Raw genomic sequence first — 18,735 nt, 5'->3', positions numbered from 1 at the left:
CTGACGAAAGGACGCTCCCCGTCATGTATTCCAGGTCATGGTCGACCCCTGCCACGGAGGGCAGCGTCGGGAGCCCCGCCTTCGTCGCCGAACACGGGTTGTGGGACGACGCACGGCTGGCGGCCGCCGAGCGGATCCAGGCGGGGCTGGACGGAATCGACTTCGTCCGACTGGTGTGGGGCGACCCGCACGGCCTGGTGCGCTCCAAGACGCTGACCGCCCGCACCTTCCGCGGGGTGCTGCGCAACGGCATGAACTACAGCCCCGGCCCGTTCCTGAAGGACACCGCCTGCGCCACGGCGGTGGACTACCGGGGCGAGCACGGCACCGGCGTCGACGAGATCGCCGGCCTGGGCAACTTCGTGCTGGTGCCCGACCCGCTGACCTTCATGGTGCTGCCCGGCGAGGGTGCGCGCACGGCCTGGGTGATCGGCGACGAGTACCTGCGCGACGGCCGCCCCCACCCGCTGTCCTCGCGGCACGTGCTGCACCGGGTGCTGGCCGGGTACGAGGAGCGCGGGCTGACGCCCGTACTCGGCCTGGAGGTCGAGTGGTACCTGGCGCGCCGTCTGGACGACGAGCCGGGCAACGAGGGCAACGGCTTCGGCCTGCAGGGCCCGGCCCCGCGGGTGGCCGCGATGAACGCGGGCTACCAGTTCAACCTGGACGCCGCGTACGACACGGTCGCCCCGGTCACCGACCCGCTGGCCCTCGCCCTGCTCGAACTGGGGCTGCCGGTGCGGTCGATGGAGCACGAGATGGGCCCCGGGCAGGTGGAGACCACCTTCGACCCCATGTCGGCGCTGGACACGGCGGACGCGATGCTGTTCTTCCGCGTCTTCACCAAGCGCTGGTGCGCGGCCCGGGGCCTGCACGCCTCGTTCATGTCGCAGCCGGCGATCGCCGGGGCGGACCCGAGCGGCTGGCACCTGAACCAGTCCGTCCTGGAGACCGCCACCGGCCGCAACGTCTTCAGCGCCGAGGGCCTCTCGGCGGGGCTGTCCCCCACGAGCAAGGCGTACGCCGAAGGCCTGCAGGACTGGCTGCGCGACCTGTTCCTGCTGTCGGTGCCCACGGTCAACGGCTACCAGCGCCTGGGCACCCGGCACGCCCTGTCCCCGACCCGGGTGGGCCTGAGCCTGGAGTCGCGCACGGCCATGCTGCGCGTGGTCGGCTCGGGGGCCGGCGCGCACATCGAGAACCGCATCGGCGAGCCGAGCGCGAACCCGTACCTGAACATCGCCGCCCAGCTCTTCGCCGGCCTCGAGGGCCTCGACGGGCTCGCCGGGGGCACGGCCGACGGGCCCCGCGAGGGCTCCGACACCGTCCCGCAGTCCCTGCGCGAGGCCCTGGAGGCCTTCCGCACCGGGCGCGCGGCCAAGCTGCTCGGCGACCCGCTGGCCATCGTCCTCACCAAGGTCAAGGAGAGCGAGGTGAGCCGCTACGAGGCCTGGGCGCGGGGCGCGTCCCCGGTGCCGGGCCACGTCACCGAGTGGGAGCAGCGCGAGTACTTCGCGGCCTTCTGACCCCGCTCGGCGCTCCTGCGTCACGACGGCCGGCCCCGCGCCGCCGTCCGCCGGGCCGGTCTCCCTCACCGGCCCGCCCGCCCGTGTTCCGGCATTCCTCCCTCCGACGAAGGTCTGTGATGATCCCCCGTTTCACGCTCCCCGAGATGTCGGCGCTCCTCTCGGACGAATTCCGCTACGAGACCTACGTACGCGTCGAGATCCTCGCCACCGAGGCCCAGGTCAAGCTGGGCCGGGTGCCCGCCGAGGTGCTCGACGACATGCGCCGGGCGCCCGTCCCGACGCCGGAGAAGGTCATCGAGATCCAGCGGCAGCGCGACCACGAAGTGCTCTCCTTCCTGGCCGCCTACTGCGAGGACATGCCCGAGTCCTCGGCCCGCTGGGTACACGTCGGCATGACCAGCTACGACCTGGTCGACACCGCCCTCGGGCACATCCTGGCCCGGGCCTGCGACGTGCTGATCGCCGCCGTGAAGCGGCTGCGCAAAGTCCTCACCGACCGGGCCGCCGAGCACTGGGACACCCCGACCGTGGGCCGCACCCACGGCATCCACGCCGAGCCCACCACCTTCGGCCACAAGCTCGGCGGCTTCGCCTTCGCCATCGACCGCTCGCTGGCCCGCCTGGAGGCCGCCCGCGAGGCCGTCGCCGTGGGCACGGTCTCGGGCTCCGTCGGCACGTACGCGCTCATCGACCCGGCCGTGGAGAGTTACGTCTGCCAGGAGCTGGGCCTGGGCATCGAGCCCTGCCCCAGCCAGGTCGTCGCCCGCGACCGGCACGCCCAACTCGTCCAGGCCGTCGCACTGCTCGGCGCCTGCGTCGAGCAGATCGCCCTGGAGTTCCGGCTGCTCCAGCGCACCGAGGTCCGCGAGGTCGAAGAGCGCCGCACCTCCGCCTACCAGGGCTCCAGCGCCATGCCGCACAAGGCCAATCCGTCCGGCAGCGAGATGCTGGTCGGTCTGGCCCGGCTGCTGCGCGGGTACGCCACCACGGTCCTGGAGGACGTCGCGCTGTGGCACGAGCGGGACATCGCCCACCAGGCGGTGGAGAAGGTCGTGCTGCCCGACGCGCTGACCGTCGCGCACTTCCAGGTCACCAAGGCCGCGGACATGGTCGAGAACCTGTACGTGGACACCGGGCGGATGCGCGCCGGCATCGACCACACCAACGGCCTCGTGTGGAGCTCGTCCGTGCTGGTGGAGCTCCTGGAGCGGGGCGTCGAGCGGGAGCAGGCCTACCGCGCCGTCCAGGCCGCCGCCCGGCGCACCGCCGAGCAGGGCGAGAACTTCGCCGACGCACTGCGCGCGGAGGGCATCGAGACGGCCCCCCGCCGCCCCGAGGACTTCCTCGTCAACCACCACGTCATCCACAACCGGCTGGAGGAGCTGCGCGAGCAGGCGGGCTGAACCGCCGGGCGACCGCACTCCCCCCGCCCCACCACCACCGGAGTCAGAGCATGAACTGGGCCGAAAACGCCGCCACCTTCCTGAAGAACGACCACGTCCTGCTGACCCCGCTCAGCGCGCCCGACCGCGAGGACATCCGCGCCGTCGCCATGGACCCCGACATCTGGCGCTACTTCACGGTCGTCGTCGGCGACGACGCGGACTTCGAGACGTTCTTCGACTCGAACCTCGCCGAGCACGCGGCCGGCCGCCGCGCCGTGTACGTGATCCGGGACCGGCAGAGCGGCCGGGTCGCCGGCAGCATGAGCCTGCTCAGCATGGCCGAGAAGGACCGCCGCCTGGAGATCGGCGCCTCCTGGCTCGGCAAGGACTTCCGCGGCAAGGGCATCAACCACTGGGCGAAGCTGCTGCTGCTCCAGCACGCCTTCGAGGTGCTGGAGGCCGAGCGGGTGGAGTTCAAGACGGACGAGCTCAACGTCCAGGCCCGCAGGGGCCTGCGCAACATCGGCGCCACCGAGGAGGGCACCCTGCGCTCCTTCAACTACATGCCGGGGGGACGCCGCCGCGACGCGGTCTTCTACAGCATCCTGCGCGCCGAGTGGCCGCGGGTGCGCGCCGCCCTCTCCCAGGGCCCGAAGAAGGCGGTTGCCTCCGCATGAGCGTCGCGTACGTCAAGGCCGACGGCACCCCCTTCGAACTGGGCCGCACCCACGGGGAAGCACTCGCCGGCCCGCTGCGCGCCTTCCTCAGCGACGGCATGGCGCGGCTCGACCACCTCGCCGGCGGGCCGCTGACGCTCACGGGGCTGCTGCCGTCGATCTCCGCGTACCGGTCGGAGATCACGGCGGCGGCCCCGGACCTGGCCGAGGAGATCGCGGGGCTGGCGGTGGGGGCCGGGATCTCCGAGGACAAGGCGTGGCTGCTGCAGCTGCGCCGCGAGGTGATGGGCTACACCGGGGTGCCGAGCGCCGGGGACTGCACGGGGTACGCGCGCACCTGGCCTTCGGGCCGACCGGTGCTGGCGCAGACGGTGGACCTCAACGCGTACGTCGACAGCCACATCGCCGTGCTGTCGCTGGCCCGGGCGGGGTCGCCCCGCCGGGTGACGGTGCTCAGCTTCGCGGGCATGCTCGGCTACCTGGGCATGAACAGCGACGGGCTGGCCATCGGGGTGAACCTGACGACCGACGGCCAGTGGCGGCCGAGCCTCACCCCCTACCTGGCCATCCGTCACCTGCTGGACGGTGCCGGAAGCGTGGACGAGGCCCTGGAGATGCTGGCCGGGATCACCCTGTCCAGCTCGCGCAACCTCATGCTGTGCGACCGGCGGCGCGCGGTGTACGCGGAGGTGTGCGGGACCGAGCTGCGGGTGACCGAGCCCGCCTCGCGGGAGGCCGTGCACACCAACCACTTCCTGCACGCGGACTTCACCCCGCTCGACCGGCAGTCGGCGCCCGACCGCGTCAACTCCGACGCGCGGCTGGAGGCCGTGACGAAGGGACTGACCCGCATCGGCCCGGTGGCCACGGTGGAGAGGCACTTCGCGGTGCTGTCCCGGCCGCCGGTGTGCATCGCCGACCACGGGATCTACAGCCTGGAGAGGACGGTGGCCTCCGTGGTCATGCTGCCCGGGGTGGGCGAGATGCACCTGCGGGCCGGCGACCCGAACCACGCCGTCACCGAGGTGTTCGCGGTCTAGGGGGTGTTTCGGCCGCGGACCGGACCGGCGAGCGGCCGGGCGGACCCTGGACCGGCGCTGCACCAGGATTCGACCGCGCACCGCTAGCCTCGGCGCGGCAGGCGGCCGAACCGGTCCGGCCTCGCCACGACCCCCCGGGGGAGGCATGAGTCAGGTTCAGACGCAGGCACTGCCGGAGCACCAGACGTCCGCTCCGCACCCCGAGCACGACGGGCCGCCGGCCCGCGCGCTGGTACGGGAGACGCGGCCGCCGCGCCCCGGATCCCCCGGCGTGTGGCCCCCCGGCCAGCACACACTCGGCCAGCACGCGCTCGGCCAGCACGCGCTTGGCCAGCGGAGCCCCGTCCAGAGCGTGCCCGGACCGGCCGCCCTGGGTCAGACGTCGCTCCCGGGCGGACTCGGCGGGGCCGCCCCCCGGCCTGCGCCCGCGGTCTCCGGCCGGCGCATCCTGATCGTGGGCGCCGACGCCGGGGACGGGCTGTCGCACCAGCTGCGCCGGCACGGCCACACCTGCACCAGGGCGGCCCACGGCGGCGCGGCCCTGCAGGCCTACGGCAGCGCCGACCTCGTCCTGCTCGACCTCGAACTGCCGGACCTGGACGGGCTGGAGGTGTGCCGGGCGATCCGGTCGGTCAGCCGGGTGCCGCTCATCATCGTCACCTCCCGCGAGTCCGAGGTCGACTGCGTGCTCGGACTCCAAGCGGGCGCGGACGACTACGTCACCAGGCCCTTCGGGGTCCGCGAGCTGATGGCCCGGATCGAGGCCGTCATGCGCCGCACGCAATGGCAACCGGCGGCCGCCGCGGGCCCGGCCCAGGAGATCCGGCACGGCCGGCTGCGCATCGAGGTCGGCTCCCGCGAAGTGACCGTCGACGGCGCGCCCGTCACCCTCACGCGCAAGGAGTTCGACCTGCTGTGCCTGCTGGCGCAGCATCCCGACACCGTCGTCCCGCGCAGGCAGCTGCTGCAGCAGGTGTGGGGCAACTCCTGGTCGCGGCGCACCGTGGACACCCACGTCAGCAGCGTTCGCGGCAAGCTGGGCAACCCCGGCTGGATCGTCACCGTCCGCGGCGTCGGCTTCCGCCTCGGCACCGTCTGACGCCTCGGCACCATCCGATGCCTCGGCACCGTCTGATGCCTCGGCATCGTCTGACGCTTCGCCCCGCGCCCGTGCCCGTCCTCAGAACACGCAGGCGGTGCGGCCCACCGCCTTCCTGGGCGTCGGCGCCGAGGCGGCCAGCGCCCGGTCGACCAGCGGCCCGGCCGCACCGGTGTAACCGGCCGGGTCGAGCAGCGCGGTCAGCTCCGCGGGCGTGAGCACCCCCCGCAGCGCGTCGGACTCCGCCAGTACGTCGGCCAGCGGGCGGGCCGTCTCGGCCGCCCGCAGCGACGCCCGCGTGAGCAGTTCCTTCGCGGCCGCCTTGCCCAGTTTCGGGGCGAGCACGGCGGAGACCCGCTCGGAAACGAGCTGCCCGCCCGTGGCCTCCAGGTTGGCCGCCATCCGCTCGGGACGCACGGTGAGCCCGCGGGCCAGCTCCACGGCGGTGTGCGCGGCCCCGCCGGTCAGCCGCAGCGCCTCGCGCAGCGGCTGCCACTCGGCGTGCCAGACCCCCGCCGACCGCTCGTCCTCGTGCGGCAGGCACTGCGCGAGTACGGCTGCCAGCGCCGGGACCTGGAGGGCGGCGGAGCGGATCAGCGTCGAAAGCACCGGGTTGCGCTTGTGCGGCATCGCCGAGGAGGCGCCCCGCCCGGCCACCGCCGGCTCGGCCACCTCCCCGATCTCGGTGCGGGCCAGCACCAGCACGTCTGCGGCGATCTTCCCCAGTGCCCCGGTGGTGTGCGCGAGGGCCGCACCCAGGTCGGCGACCGGCGTGCGCAGCGCGTGCCAGGGGAGCACCGGTGCGGCCAGCCCGGTCTCGTCCGCGAAGGCGGCCACCAGTTCGGTCAGGACGGCGGCCGGGTCGGCGTCGTCGCCCGCGTACTGGAGGTAGCCGGCCAGGGTGCCGGCCGCGCCGCCCAAGGAGACCGGCAGGCCGCCCCCGGCCAGCCGCTCCAGCCGCTCGGCGGATTCCAGGACCAGTTGGCGCCAGCCCGCCGCCTTCAGCCCGAAGGTGGTGGGTACGGCGTGCAGGGCGAGGGTGCGTCCCGCCATCACCGTGTCCCGGTGGTCGGCCGCCAGCCCGGCGAGGGCGTCGGCCACCGCATGGAGGTCCGCGACGATCAGCCGCAGGGCCCGGGTCGCCACCAGCATCGCGCCGGTGTCGAAGACGTCCTGGCTGGTGGAGCCGCGGTGCACGTACTCGGCCGCCTCCGGCGAGCGGGCCGCGACCCGCGCGGTGAGCGCCGCGACCAGGGCCACCACCGGATTGGCGGTCTCCCGCGAGGCCAGCGCCAGCTCCCGGGTGTCGAAGTTCGAGGCCCGGGCGGCGGCGGTGATCACGGCGGCCGCCGCGGGCGGGACCGTGCCGCACCGCGCCTGGGCGCGGGCCAGCGCGGCCTCGGCGTCGAGCATCGCCTGGACCCAGGCGTCGTCGGCGACGGCGGCCTCGACGGGCGTGCCGGCCCGGACCGGGGACAGCAGCCCCGTGTCCGGGCCGGTGATGTGGGCGGCGGTCCGGCTCACGCGACCGCTCCCGCACCCGCGTTGCCGGACAGCGCCGGCCCCGCCGCGACCGCCGGCGCCTCCGGCAGCCGCAGCGCGGGGCGCGGCTCCGGCAGCGCCAGCACCGCCGCCGCGATCGCGTCGGAGTCCTCCAGCGTCACCGAGCCCACGCCCGGCCGGATGCCGGCCGCGGTCACCCAGTGCACGGACTCGGTGGGCACCCCGTACGCGAACCGCCGCAGGTGCGGCACCCCCTGCCCGTAGAGCAGGTGGTACGGGCGCTGCGAGACGGCGAGGCCGCCGGTCTCGTAGGACGAGCCGTCCGAGCCCGCGACGCGGTGGGTCCGGGCCTGACCGGTGCTCAGCAGCCGGTTCATGAGCGGATCGGCGGTGCGCCGTACGTCGATCTCCGGCAGCCGGGCCTCGATCAGCACCGTGGCCCGCACCCGCAGGTCGGCGATGTCCGAAGAGGTGCCGACGAAGGCGGGGCCCGCGGGGTCGAGGGGGTCGGTGGCCACCCGCAGCCCCGGACCGGTCACGTCGAGGATGCCCGCGTCGATCAGGGCGGCCATCTCCTCGATGCGGGAGGCCGGCGGACCGATCGACAGGAAGGCGTTGAGCGGCGTGTACCAGCGGTCGAGCTCGTCGCGGTGCGAGTCGGCGTCGAGGCCGCCGTGGTCGATCGCCAGGCGCAGCTCGTTGCGCAGGTCCCGCAGCAGGTCCAGGGCCGCCTTGTACGGGCCGCTGACGTTGCCCTCCCGGGCCCGGCGCACGTCCTCGTCGAGGTAGCCGCGCAGCCAGCCGCGGAAGGAGGCCAGGTCCCGGAAGACCTGCTCGCCGTACGGCCGGGCGACCGTGTCCCAGTCCCAGGTCTCGTCGTCGCCGATGCCTGCCGCGGTGAGCAGCACGTCCTCGGCGGCGTCCCCCTCTGCCCGCAGGAACGCCTCCGCGAAGGCGGCCACCGCGGCCGGCTCCGCGCGCTGCGCCAGCAGCGTCTCGTAGTAGAGGGTGCGCACTTCCTTGGAGATCAGCGGCCACAGTTCGGTGCCGAAGCGGATCGGCTCCCCGCCGCGGTCCCGGGCGCGCAGGGCCGCCACGAAAGCGGTGGTCAGCAGCCGCGGGTGGTAGCGGCCGTGCGCACCCTTCTCGTTCTCGCCGCGCGCCTGGTACGGCACGCCGCGGCGGGATCCCGCGTACAGCCGCGGCTCGCGGCCCGAGGGGCGGTACACGAGGCGGCCGTCGACGCGCTCGAACAGCCCGCCGCGGGCGTGCGTGAACAGCGCCATGTAGTCGAAGAAGTTCAGGCCCAGGCCGCGCAGCAGCACCGTCTCGCCGGGGGCGACGGTGGACAGGTCGACGTCCGCCGGGTTGCTCGGCGCGAGGTAGGTCAGCCCGTGCCGGGCGGCGTACGCGGCGAACTCCCGCTCCCTGTCGGTCGGCCGCACCTGCACGTGGCCCTGCGCGAGCACCACCGCGCCCAGGCCCGTCAGCCGGGTGCCGTCCTCCAGGAGCACGGTCTGCGCCCCGGCGGGGCTCGCGCCGGGCTCGGCGTCCTCCAGGGCCACGGCGCGCGAGGCGTGCACGCGGATGGTGGTGTGCGCGGCCGCGCTCGCGGTCACCCGGCCGAACACCCAGGTCAGGTACTGGCCGTACAAAGCGCGGGTGGGGTACGTGTCCGGCCCCAGGTCCCGGGCCTCGGCGAGGGTTTCGTCGTCGTACGCCGTGCCCGCTCCGGGCGTCAGCGCGCTGGGGCCCAGCGCCTTGGCCCACTGGTACAGGCTCGGGCCCTCTTCCAGCGGCCCTTCGATGGCCACACTGGCGTCGGTGTAGACCGTGACCTGGCAGGCGACGGTGTTCATCAGGAGGTGCCGGGACTGGGTGGGCCGCCAGACCCGGCCGGAGCCCGGCGGGTCAGGTTCCACGATGTGCACGGTCAGCTGGTCCCAGCGGGGGGACCTCCGCTCCTGTGCACAGAGTCGTTCCAGTACGGACAGCCCGCGGGGTCCGGCGCCGACAAGGCACACTTCCATACGTCCGCTACTCACGAAGCACTCCGCTCAGGAGACGGGGGACGGCTGGACCGCGGCGCCGCAGCGTCGGCCCCGCCGGTGTGCCGGCCCGGCCTGCTCCCCGGGGGTCAGGGGTGGTGTCCGCCAACGGTCCGTCCCGCCGCTCAACCAGGGCTCGGATACGGCTGGAAGACCGGTCCTGGACCGGTTTCGGGCACCTTCCGAAACGGTCGGGAACGCGTACGGGCGCCGTGACACGCGAAAAGCACCCCTCGCGTGGGCGGGGGGTGCTTTCGGGCCGGACCGTGGGCGAGCCGTCAGCCCCGCGCGCCGCGGACGCGGCGGCGGGGCGTCCTCACCGTGGGAACGTCTCTCAGACGGCTCCGAACCAGCGCTCCAGCGCCTCCTGCAGGCCGGCCTCGTCCGGGGCGGCCCAGGCAATGTAGCCGTCGGGGCGGACCAGCAGCGCGTGCGGGGCGTCCGACGCGTACCCCTCGCCCTCGGCCCAGTCGCCGGTGACCGTGTCCACCCGGTCGCCCCAGCGCGCCGCGGTGGCGCGCAGCGCGTCCGCGTCGGCCGCCGCGGGGGTCACGAACAGCACGCCACGGGCCGGCTTGAGGAGGTCCCGCACCGTGGCGGGGCTGCCGTCGGTGAGCTTGAGCGGAGTGTCGGGGCGCAGTCGCAGGCCGAGCCGCGGATGGCTGCCGGAGCCCATGTCGTAGCGCACGTCGAGGCCGGAGACCTGGCCGGCCAGGTGGCGGGCCACCGCGACGTCCTGGACGAGTTCCTGCATGACCGCGCGCAGCGGCTCCATCTCCTCGCCGGAGAGGTAGAGCTTGGTCTGGGCGCGGGTGTTGCGCATGAGCAGTTCCCCGACCGGGTGCCGCTCGGACTGGAAGGTGTCGAGCAGGCCCTCGGGCGCCCAGCCGTTGAGGGTGGCCGCCAGCTTCCAGCCGAGGTTCACCGCGTCCTGCACGCCCACGCTCATGCCCTGCGCGCCGGCCGGCATGTGGATGTGGGTGGCGTCGCCGGCCAGGAGGATCCGGCCCTTGCGGTACTGGGCGGCCTGGCGGGTGGTGTCGGTGAAGGAGCTGACCCAGCGGACCTCGGCGTCGTGCAGGTGCTCGCCGGTCATGTCCTGCCAGGCGTCGGCGATGGTCTCGAACGTGAGGCCGCTCTTGTCCTCCGGCGGGCGCAGCGACTCGTTGTGGATGACGATCCGGTGGACGCCGTCCTCCAGGTTGAAGGCCATGACCATGCCGCCGGGCACGCGCTCGCCGATGGGGCGCTGGCGTACGTCCGCCCCGACGATGTCGGCCATGTACATCCCGCGGGTGGGCTCCCAGCCGGGGAAGTCGATGCCGGCGAGCCGGCGGACGATGCTGCGCGCCCCGTCGCAGCCGATCAGGTAGCGGGCGCTCTCCTCGCCGCGGCCGGCGGGGCCCTCGTACTCGACGACGACGTCGTCCTCGGTCTCGCGGAAGCCGAGCACCTCGTGTTCGCGGCGGACCTCGACGCCCAGCTCCTTCAGCCAGCCTTCGAGGATCTCCTCGGTGCGGAACTGCGGTATGCCGCGGACGCTGAAGTGGTTGTCGTCCAGCTTGGAGAAGTCGATGTGGACCCCGCCGAAGTGGCCCTGGGCCCATTCGACGTCGCCGAAGCGCTCCAGCAGGCCGCGCTGGTCGAAGACCTCGGCCGCGCGGCGGGTGAAGCCCACGCCGCGGGACTCGCCGCTGGGCGCGGGGAGCTTGTCGAAGACGACGACGTCCACGCCGCCCAGTTTCAGTTCGCCGGCGAGCATCAGCCCGACCGGCCCGGCGCCGACGATGATCGCGCCCTTTGCCATGTCCTACTCCTCAAACATCAAAGCTGCGGGGTGGAGCGGGGTGTCGTGCGGCGGGCCGTCAGAGGGCCGCGGGTGCCCCGAACCAACGGGTGAGGGCCGCTTCGAGGTCGTCGCCGGTCGGCGCCGCCCAGGCGATGTAGCCGTCGGGGCGGACCAGCACGGCCTGCGGGGCGTCGTGGTGGTCGGCCTCCTGGTCGGCCCAGGCGCCGGTGACGACGTCCACGCGGCCGGCCCAGCGGGCGGCGAGCTCGGCCGGGCCGCCGTCCCCGCCCGTGACGATGAGCACGCCGCGGGCTCCGTGCAGGAGCTCGGCGACCTTCGTGCGGCTGCCGTCGGCGAGCTCGACGGCTCGGTGCGGGGCCAGGCGCAGCCCCAGGAAGGGGTGGCCCTCGGCGCCCACGTCGTACTTGATGTGCAGGCCGGAGACGCGGCCCGCGAGCCTCCGGGCGCCCTCGGGCAGGGTGACGAGTTCGCGCACGACGGTGCGCAGCGGCTCCAGCTCCTCGCCGGCGAGGTACAGCAGCGACATGGAGTGCACGTCGCGCATCAGCTCCTCGCCGATCGGGTGGCGCTCGGCGTGGTAGGTGTCGAGCAGGGACTCGGGGGCCCGGTCCCCGAGCACGGCGGCGAGCTTCCACCCGAGGTTGACGGCGTCCTGGAGGCCGACGCTGACGCCCTGGGCGCCGAGCGGGGCGTGGTCGTGGGCGGAGTCGCCGGCGAGGAAGACGCGGCCCTTGCGGTACTGGGCGGCCAGGCCGGTGGCGTTGGTCAGGGCGCACATCCAGGAGGCGGAGGCGCCGTGGATGTCCTCGCCGGTCAGGCGCTGCCAGGCGTCGGCGAGCTCCGAGAACTCCAGCTCGCCCTCGCCGTGGTGCGGGCGGACGCCGGCCTCGTGGATGACGATGCGGTCCACACCCGGCTCCAGGGTGACGGACAGCACCATGCCGCCGCCCTCGATGCGCTCGCCGATGGGCCGCATGCGCACGTCCGCGCCGACGACGTCGGCCAGGTACATGCCGCGGGTGGCCTCGTCGCCGGGGAAGTCGATGCCGGCCAGGGTGCGCACGGTGGACTTGCCGCCGTCGCAGCCGACGACGTACGTGCAGGTGGCCTCGGTGTACCCGTCGGGGCCCTGGAAGCCGAGGACGACGCCGTCCCCGGTCTCGGTCAGCGTGGTCAGCTCGTAGCCGCGGCGCACCTCGACGCCGAGCTCGGCGACCCAGCTGCCGAGCGCGTCCTCGGTGACGGACTGGGCCAGGCCCATGACGCCGAAGTGGCTCTCGTCCAGGAGGGAGAAGTCGATGCGGACACCGCCGTAGTGGCCCTGCTTGCCCCAGCGGATGTCGCCGAGCCGGTCGAGCAGCCCGCGCTGGTCGAGGACCTCCGCGGTACGGCTGGTGAATCCGAGGCCGCGCGACTCGCCGCTGGGGGCGGGCAGCTTGTCGTAGACGACGACGTCCGCGCCGCCGAGCCGCAGCTCACCCGCGAGCATCAGACCGACCGGCCCAGCGCCCACGATGATCGCGCTCTTTGCCATTTTCGATTCCTCCATACAGACGGTTGATCAACAGGAAAGAACAGGGGGGTCGCAGGGCGGTGCAGCGGGACCGCAGGATCGCTCAAGCGATCCTTGAGGTCCCTTCCTCACCCGCGCGAGGCGACTGCCGGTGCGCGGTGCACGGCGGGGCCGGCGCCGGGGCGGTGGGGGCGGTGGTCACGGCAGCTCCTTCAGGCCGTGCTCCGTCAGCAGGTCGCGGGCGAGCGCGAGTTCGGCGGCGACGGCGTCGACGAGCTGCTCCGCGGTGCGCGGGCGCAGGGCGGGCGGCAGCGCCTGCCAGGCGTAGGTCTCCACTTCCAGGTGCCCGGTCAGCGCCCGTTCGCCGCCGACCAGGTGGGCCAGGGCCTCGTTCACGACGGGCAGGGTGGCGGTCAGGGGCGCGGCGGGGGTCGCGTGCAGCGGTACGTGGAAGAGGGCGCGCCAGGGCCCGGTCTCGGGCAGGGCCCCGCCGGCCAGGGCGGGCCCGAGGTCGTCGGTGCCGCGCAGGCCGTCGGCGGCGGGGGTGCGGGTCTGGTGCAGGAACCGGGACTCCCCGCGGGCCGCGAAGTCCGCGAGGGCCGCGCGGACCTCGGGGCGGTCGGGGTGCTCGGCGTGGAGGGCGGCCGACAGCTGGCTCTTGACCACCGGGACGCCGGCCGCGGCCAGGGCGGCGAGGGCGGGCCCCGGCTCCTCGAAGGAGGTGGCCAGGTGGCAGGTGTCGACGCAGATGCCGATCCGGTCGTGGCCGATGGCCCGCAGGGGTTCGATGGCCTCGGCGGTGGTCTCGACGGCGCAGCCGGGTTCGGGTTCCAGGGCGATGCGGATCGAGCGGCCGGTGGCGTCGGCGAGGTCGTCCAAGCGGGCGCCGAGGTCGGCCAGGGCCGTCCGGGCGCGGGCGGCGCGCTCGTCGTCGTAGACGGTGCGCCAGGCCAGCGGGAGGGTGGAGATCGTGCCCTCGGCGGCGTCCTCGGGCAGCAGGGCGGCCAGGATCCGGGCGAGGGCGAGGGTGTGCTCGTAGCGCTGGACCTGGGCCCAGTCCGGGCGGTAGACCCGGTAGTTGACCCGCTGGTCGCCGAAGCCCTGGTACGGGTATCCGTTGAGGGTCACGACCTCCAGGCCGCGCCGGTCGAGGTCGCCGCGCAGGGCGGCGAGCGCGCGAGGATCGGCGTCGAGGGCGCGGACGGCGTCCGCGGCCAGCCACAGCCCGATGCCGAGCCGCTCCAGGCCCAGCCGACGGCGTACCGGCTCGCAGTACGCGCGCAGTTGGGCGAGGAGCCCGTCAAGGGTCTCGGCCGGGTGCACGGTGGTCGAGTACGCGAGGTGGACGGTGGTGCCGTCGCGGTGGCGGAAGCGCACGGGCCTACACCTCGGCGGGGGCGGTGGCCCGCTCGGGCGCGGCGCCGGCCCCGGTCAGCCACACAGCGGTCCGGTCTTCGGCGAGGGGGGGCTCGGTACGAACGGACACGGTCGGCCTCCAGGTGCGTCGGACTGCGCAAGGCGATGCCGGGCCAAGGATGCCGAGTACTTCGTCCCGGACGAACCGGTCTCCGGCCCGCGTCGAGCGGCCGCCGAGCGGTTCTGGGCCGGCCGTCCGGCGGCCGGGCCGCTCCAGATGCCTACAAGTCGCTTTCCAGGGCGGGTCCACTCCCCCTCCCTATGGTGGCGGGACGGGTCCCTTCCGGCGGTTGGGACAGAACTCTCGCTCTTCTGCCATGGAGGACACTCATGCCCGCTGTGCCGCCCCCCGAAGTCGTCCGCGCCGCGGAGAAGACCCGGGCGGACCTGCAGAAGCAGGTCCGGGAGCTGGCCCCGCCCCCGTTCGCCCTGCTCGAACTGGCCATGGGCTCCATGGTGACCCAGGCGCTGTACGCCGCCGCGGAACTGCGCGTGGCCGAGGCCCTGCAGGCCGGTCCGCGGCGAACCGAAGACCTGGCCGCGGAGGTCGGCGCGAACGCCGAGGCGCTGGGCCGGGTGCTGCGCCTGCTCGCCACCCAGGGCGTGTTCACACGCCAGGACGACGGCCTCTGGGCGCTGACCCCGATGGCCGACGCGCTGCGCGCCGACCACCCGATGACGATGCGCGACATCTGCGTGCTGATGGGCCACCCGACGCACTGGGACGACTGGAACGGTTTCCTGGACGCGGTGCGGACCGGCGAGCCGAGCCTGCCGAAGCGGCGCGGAATGGGCGCCTTCGAATACCTCATGCAGAACCCGGAATACGGTGCGGTGTTCATCGGCGGGATGGGGAACATGTCCTCCACCGAGACCGTGCCGGTCGTGGCCGCGTACGACTTCTCGCAGTTCGGCACGGTCCTGGACTTCTGTGGAGCCAACGGCGGGCTGCTCGCCGGCATCCTCAACAGCGCGCCCGAGACCAAGGGCATCCTCTCGGACCCGCGCGTCGCCGGGAACGGCGCCGCGGAGTTCCTGGCGTCGCAGGGCGTCGCGGACCGCGTGGTCCTGGCCGACGGCGACCTGTTCGACCCGATGCCGTCGGGTGCGGACGCGTACGTCCTGAAGCACATCGTGCACGACTGGCCGGAGGAGCAGGCCCTGCAGATCCTGCGGAACGTGCGCGCCGCGATCAAGCCGGGCGGCAAGCTGCTGCTGGTGGAGATGGTGGTCCCGGAGGGCGACGAGCCGCACTCGGGCAAGCTCGTCGACCTGTGGCTGCTGCTGCTCGTGGGCGGCAAGGAGCGCACCCGGTCGCAGTACGCGGAGCTGGTGGCGAAGGCCGGCTTCAAGCTGGAGCGGGTCGTGGAGACCGCCGCGGCCGTCTCGGTCGTGGAGGCCGTCGCGGTCTGACGCACATCCCTGAGCAGCCCCGGTTCCGCGACACCCCCGACACGGAACCGGGGCTTTCCACGTGCCGCCGGCGCGGTCGCGCACGCGCCGCAGCCCCCGCCCCGCCGGTCTGACGGCGGTGCGGGGGCTGCGGCGCTCTGAGGAGGTCAGGCGGAAGCGGCTCCCAGCCACCGCTCCAGTGCGGCCGCGAGCCCTTGCGCGGGCTCGCCGGCCCAGGCCACGTACCCGTCGGGACGGACCAGCAGCGCGGGGACGCCGGCCAGTACGTCCGGGCCGTCGACCGGCTTGGCGGACACGGTGTGCACGTCGAGGCGGCCCTGCCAGCCGGCTGCCGTACGGCGCACCCCGGCATCGTCGGCGAAGTCGAGCAGCACGGCCCGGCCCGGCTGCAGCAGTCGCGCGGTGCGCTGCTCGCCGTCGGCGCCGACCAACAGCCGCGGTGGCATCCGGCGGCCGACCAGCGGGTGGGAGTCCGCGCCTGGGCCGAGGTCGTAGCGGATGTCGAGGTGGCTGACCGCTCCGGCCAGGTGCCGCTTGACGTCGTCGTACCCGACCAGTTCGGCGAACAGCTCGCGCAGCGGGTCCGACTCCGCGCCGCCGAGGAAGACGATCCCCTGGGCACGGGTGTTGGCCAGCAGGCGGCGGCCGACCGGCCACCGCTCGGAGTGGTAGGTGTCCAGCAGCGCGGCGGGGGCGTCGCCGCGGACCACGGCGGCCAGCTTCCAGCCGAGGTTGGCCGAGTCCTGCACGCCGGTGCTGAGGCCCTGGCCGCCGGCCGGCAGGTGGATGTGCGCGGCGTCGCCGGCCACGAACACCCGGCCCCGCCGGTACTCGGAGGCCTGGCGGGTGGCGTTGGTGAAGGAGGAGACCCAGTCGGCGCCGCCGTGCGAGATGTCCTCGCCGGTGATGCTCTGCCAGGCTTCCGCGACCTCCTCGAAGGTGACGGTCCGCTCGCGGTCGTGCGCCGGGCGGCCGTCGGGGCAGACGATGATCCGGTCCACGCCCTCGGCGAGCGGGGCCGCCATCACCATGCCGTTGTTCAGGCGCTCGCCGAGGAACCGCGGCCGCAGGGAGCAGCCGGTGACGTCGGCGAGGTACATGCCCTGGGTGGCGTCGGTGCCCGGGAACTCGATGCCGGCGGCCTTGCGGACGAGGCTGGAGCCGCCGTCGGAGCCCACCAGGTACGCGGCGCGCAGCCGCTGCTCGTCGCCCTCGGGCGTACGGACGGTGATCTCGACGTGGTCCCCGTCGAGGAAGCCGTCGGCGAGGGAGACGAAGTCCCAGCCGCGCCGGATGTCGGCGCCGAGTTCGGCGGCCCAGCCCTCCAGCACGGCCTCGGTCTGCCCCTGCGGGATGCCGCGGGCGCCGAAGTGGGCGTCCTCGAGCACGGTGAAGTCGAACTGGGCGCCGCCGAAGTGCCCCACGGGGCTGGTGGCGAGGGTCTCGCCCTGGCCGAACCGGGGCAGCAGCCCGCGCTCGTCGAACACCTCCATGGCACGGGCGGTGAAGCCCAGGCCACGGGACTGCCCGGTCGGCGCCGCCAGCTTCTCGATCACGACGACGCGGGCTCCGCCCAGGCGCAGTTCGCCCGCGAGCATCAGTCCGGTCGGGCCGGCGCCGACGACGATGACGTCGGTGTCCGCCGCCGTCCCTTCGGTCCCTTCCATGGGGTGTCCTTCCTAGCAGTGAAAATCACTGGAGACTGGGTGGTGGGTGGGTGTGCGGCGGGGTGCGGACGTACACGTGGGGGCGACGCTCAGGGGGTCGGTGGGCGGGCCGGGCCGAACCAGCGGTCGAGCGCCTCGGCCAGCCCGTCGCCGGCGCCGTCGCCGTCGCCGGATCGGCCCACCCACGCCACGTGGCCGTCGGGCCGTACGAGAACGGCCCCCGGCTCACCGGGGAGCGAGCCGGGCTCCGGGTCGCCGGCGACCGCGGTGACCCGGTCGGCCCAGCCGGCGGGCACCTGTACGCCGGTCCCGCCCAGGTCGATCAGCAGACCGCCGCGGGCCCGCAGCAGCTCGGCAGTGCCGCCGAGCTCGCGCCCGCCGGACCGCACGACGGTGTGCGGCAGCCGGGCGCCGAGCAGCGGGTGCGCGGGGCCGGGCACCGGGTAGCGCACGTCGAGTGCGCTGATCATTCCGGCCAGGTGGGCCCGTACGTCCTCCAGGCCGGTCAGTTCGACCACCAGTTCGCGCAGCGGCTCCACTTCGGGGCCGCCGAGCAGCAGCATGGCCTGGGCCCGGATGTTCGCCAGGACCCGGCGGCCGACCGCGTGCCGCTCCTCGTGGTAGGTGTCGAGAAGGCTCTCGGGAGCAAGCCCGCGCACGGTGAGCGCGAGCTTCCAGCCGAGGTTGAAGGCGTCCTGGAGGCCGAGGTTGAGGGCCTGGCCGCCGACCGGCATCTGCCGGTGGGCGGCGTCCCCCGCGAACAGGACGCGCCCGTGCCGGTAGGAGGCGAGCTGCCGGGAGGCGTCGCCGAAGGAGTTCACCCACAGCGGGGTACCGCCGCTGATGTCCTCTCCGGTGACCCGCTTCCAGACGGTGGCGACCTCCTCGAACGAGGCGTCCGCGGTGCGCGGGGCGGCCGTAGAGCCGAACTCGTGGACCATGACGCGGGTGACGCCCTCGTCGTTGCGCCAGGCGATGGCCAGCCCCCGCTCCAGGCGCTGGAAACGCCGGTTGGGGATGTCGATGCCGTCGACGTCGGCCCGCAGCAGTTCCCGGCCGGCGTCGTGGCCGGGGAAGTCCACCCCGGTCAGCCGCCGTACGGTGCTGTCCTCGCCGTCGCAGGCGACCAGGTAGCGGGCGCGCAGCCGCAGGACTCCGTCCCGTCCGACGGCCTCGGCCTCGACGTGCTCGCCGACCTCGCCGGCGGCGGCCAGTTCGTGGCCGCACCGGATGTCGACGCCGCACGAGATCGCCCACTCCTCCAGGACCGCCTCGGTCTTGGTCTGCGGCACCTTCCACTGGCCCGGGTGGGTGCTGGGCAGGGTGAGGTCGAGCGGGAGGCCGCCGAAGTGGCCGCGCGGCTCGTTGGGCGCAGTGCCGACGTCGGGCAGCAGGTCCCGCGCGTCGAGGATCTCCATGGTGCGGGCGTGCAGCGTGGAGGCCCGGGACTCGGTGGAGGGGGCCTGGCGCCTCTCGACCACGACCACGTCCACGCCGCCGCGGGCGAGTTCGGCGGCGAGCATCAGGCCGACGGGGCCGGCCCCGACGACGAGCACCTCGGTGTCGAGCCGGTCCGGGCGGCTCGCGCCGCCCGGTGCCGGCTCGCGGCCGCCCGTCACACGGTCGGGCGCCACG

Annotated in this window: 13 protein-coding genes; 6 read left to right on the top strand and 7 right to left on the bottom strand. The window is 74.3% G+C overall.

The features are described from left to right. The first annotated feature begins 23 nt into the window (after positions 1-23). The 5 genes from AC3IYI_RS42900 to AC3IYI_RS42880 all read left to right on the top strand — a co-directional run bounded on the left by AC3IYI_RS42900 (position 24) and on the right by AC3IYI_RS42880 (position 5,730). Positions 24-1,526: a type I glutamate--ammonia ligase gene (locus AC3IYI_RS42900; protein ID WP_489412386.1), complete on the top strand. Its 1,503-nt coding sequence runs from the start codon at positions 24-26 to the stop codon at positions 1,524-1,526. Positions 1,527-1,645: 119 nt separating this feature from the next. Next, positions 1,646-2,932 (top strand): adenylosuccinate lyase, encoded by a 1,287-nt coding sequence (gene purB / locus AC3IYI_RS42895; protein WP_489412385.1) that lies wholly within the window; start codon positions 1,646-1,648, stop codon positions 2,930-2,932. Positions 2,933-2,982: 50 nt separating this feature from the next. Continuing rightward, complete coding sequence (locus tag AC3IYI_RS42890; protein ID WP_489412384.1) at positions 2,983-3,591, top strand: GNAT family N-acetyltransferase; 609 nt, start codon at positions 2,983-2,985, stop codon at positions 3,589-3,591. After that, positions 3,588-4,631: a C45 family autoproteolytic acyltransferase/hydrolase gene (locus AC3IYI_RS42885; protein WP_489412383.1), complete on the top strand. Its 1,044-nt coding sequence runs from the start codon at positions 3,588-3,590 to the stop codon at positions 4,629-4,631. The genes AC3IYI_RS42890 and AC3IYI_RS42885 overlap by 4 nt, the downstream gene beginning before the upstream one ends. A 145-nt stretch (positions 4,632-4,776) precedes the next feature. Next, positions 4,777-5,730: a response regulator transcription factor gene (locus AC3IYI_RS42880; protein ID WP_489412382.1), complete on the top strand. Its 954-nt coding sequence runs from the start codon at positions 4,777-4,779 to the stop codon at positions 5,728-5,730. A gap of 81 nt (positions 5,731-5,811) precedes the next feature. On the opposite strand, the gene AC3IYI_RS42875 is transcribed toward AC3IYI_RS42880, so the two are convergent. The 5 genes from AC3IYI_RS42875 to eboE form a co-directional block, all read right to left on the bottom strand. Next, complete coding sequence (locus AC3IYI_RS42875) at positions 5,812-7,254, bottom strand: nitrosuccinate lyase (RefSeq protein WP_489412381.1); 1,443 nt, start codon at positions 7,252-7,254, stop codon at positions 5,812-5,814. Beyond that, positions 7,251-9,263, bottom strand: a complete 2,013-nt coding sequence (locus AC3IYI_RS42870) for an FAD/NAD(P)-binding protein (RefSeq protein ID WP_489412441.1) — start codon at positions 9,261-9,263, stop codon at positions 7,251-7,253. The genes AC3IYI_RS42875 and AC3IYI_RS42870 overlap by 4 nt, the downstream gene beginning before the upstream one ends. A 352-nt stretch (positions 9,264-9,615) precedes the next feature. Beyond that, positions 9,616-11,088: an FAD-dependent monooxygenase gene (locus AC3IYI_RS42865; RefSeq protein WP_489412380.1), complete on the bottom strand. Its 1,473-nt coding sequence runs from the start codon at positions 11,086-11,088 to the stop codon at positions 9,616-9,618. A 58-nt stretch (positions 11,089-11,146) separates the two neighbouring features. Beyond that, positions 11,147-12,625, bottom strand: coding sequence for an FAD-dependent monooxygenase (locus AC3IYI_RS42860; protein WP_489412379.1), 1,479 nt, complete (start codon positions 12,623-12,625; stop codon positions 11,147-11,149). A 177-nt stretch (positions 12,626-12,802) separates the two neighbouring features. Next, the gene (eboE, locus tag AC3IYI_RS42855) at positions 12,803-13,981 is read right to left on the bottom strand and encodes a metabolite traffic protein EboE (protein WP_489412378.1); all 1,179 of its coding nucleotides are present in this window, start codon (positions 13,979-13,981) and stop codon (positions 12,803-12,805) included. 369 nt (positions 13,982-14,350) lie between these two features. Here eboE and AC3IYI_RS42850 point away from each other — a divergent pair, with 369 nt between their 5' ends. Continuing rightward, positions 14,351-15,433, top strand: a complete 1,083-nt coding sequence (locus AC3IYI_RS42850) for a methyltransferase (protein ID WP_489412377.1) — start codon at positions 14,351-14,353, stop codon at positions 15,431-15,433. 146 nt (positions 15,434-15,579) lie between these two features. Here AC3IYI_RS42850 and AC3IYI_RS42845 read toward each other — a convergent pair whose 3' ends face one another. Further along, entirely contained in the window at positions 15,580-17,100 is a 1,521-nt protein-coding gene (locus tag AC3IYI_RS42845; RefSeq protein ID WP_489412376.1) for an FAD-dependent monooxygenase, read from the bottom strand. A gap of 89 nt (positions 17,101-17,189) precedes the next feature. Continuing rightward, complete coding sequence (locus AC3IYI_RS42840) at positions 17,190-18,734, bottom strand: FAD-dependent oxidoreductase (protein WP_489412375.1); 1,545 nt, start codon at positions 18,732-18,734, stop codon at positions 17,190-17,192. Position 18,735 lies beyond the last annotated feature (1 nt).

The sequence above is a fragment of the Streptomyces sp. GL_148 genome (assembly GCF_057834205.1).
The sequence above is the reverse complement of the archived record's forward strand: the minus strand, read 5'-3'. Positions and strand labels throughout refer to the sequence as shown.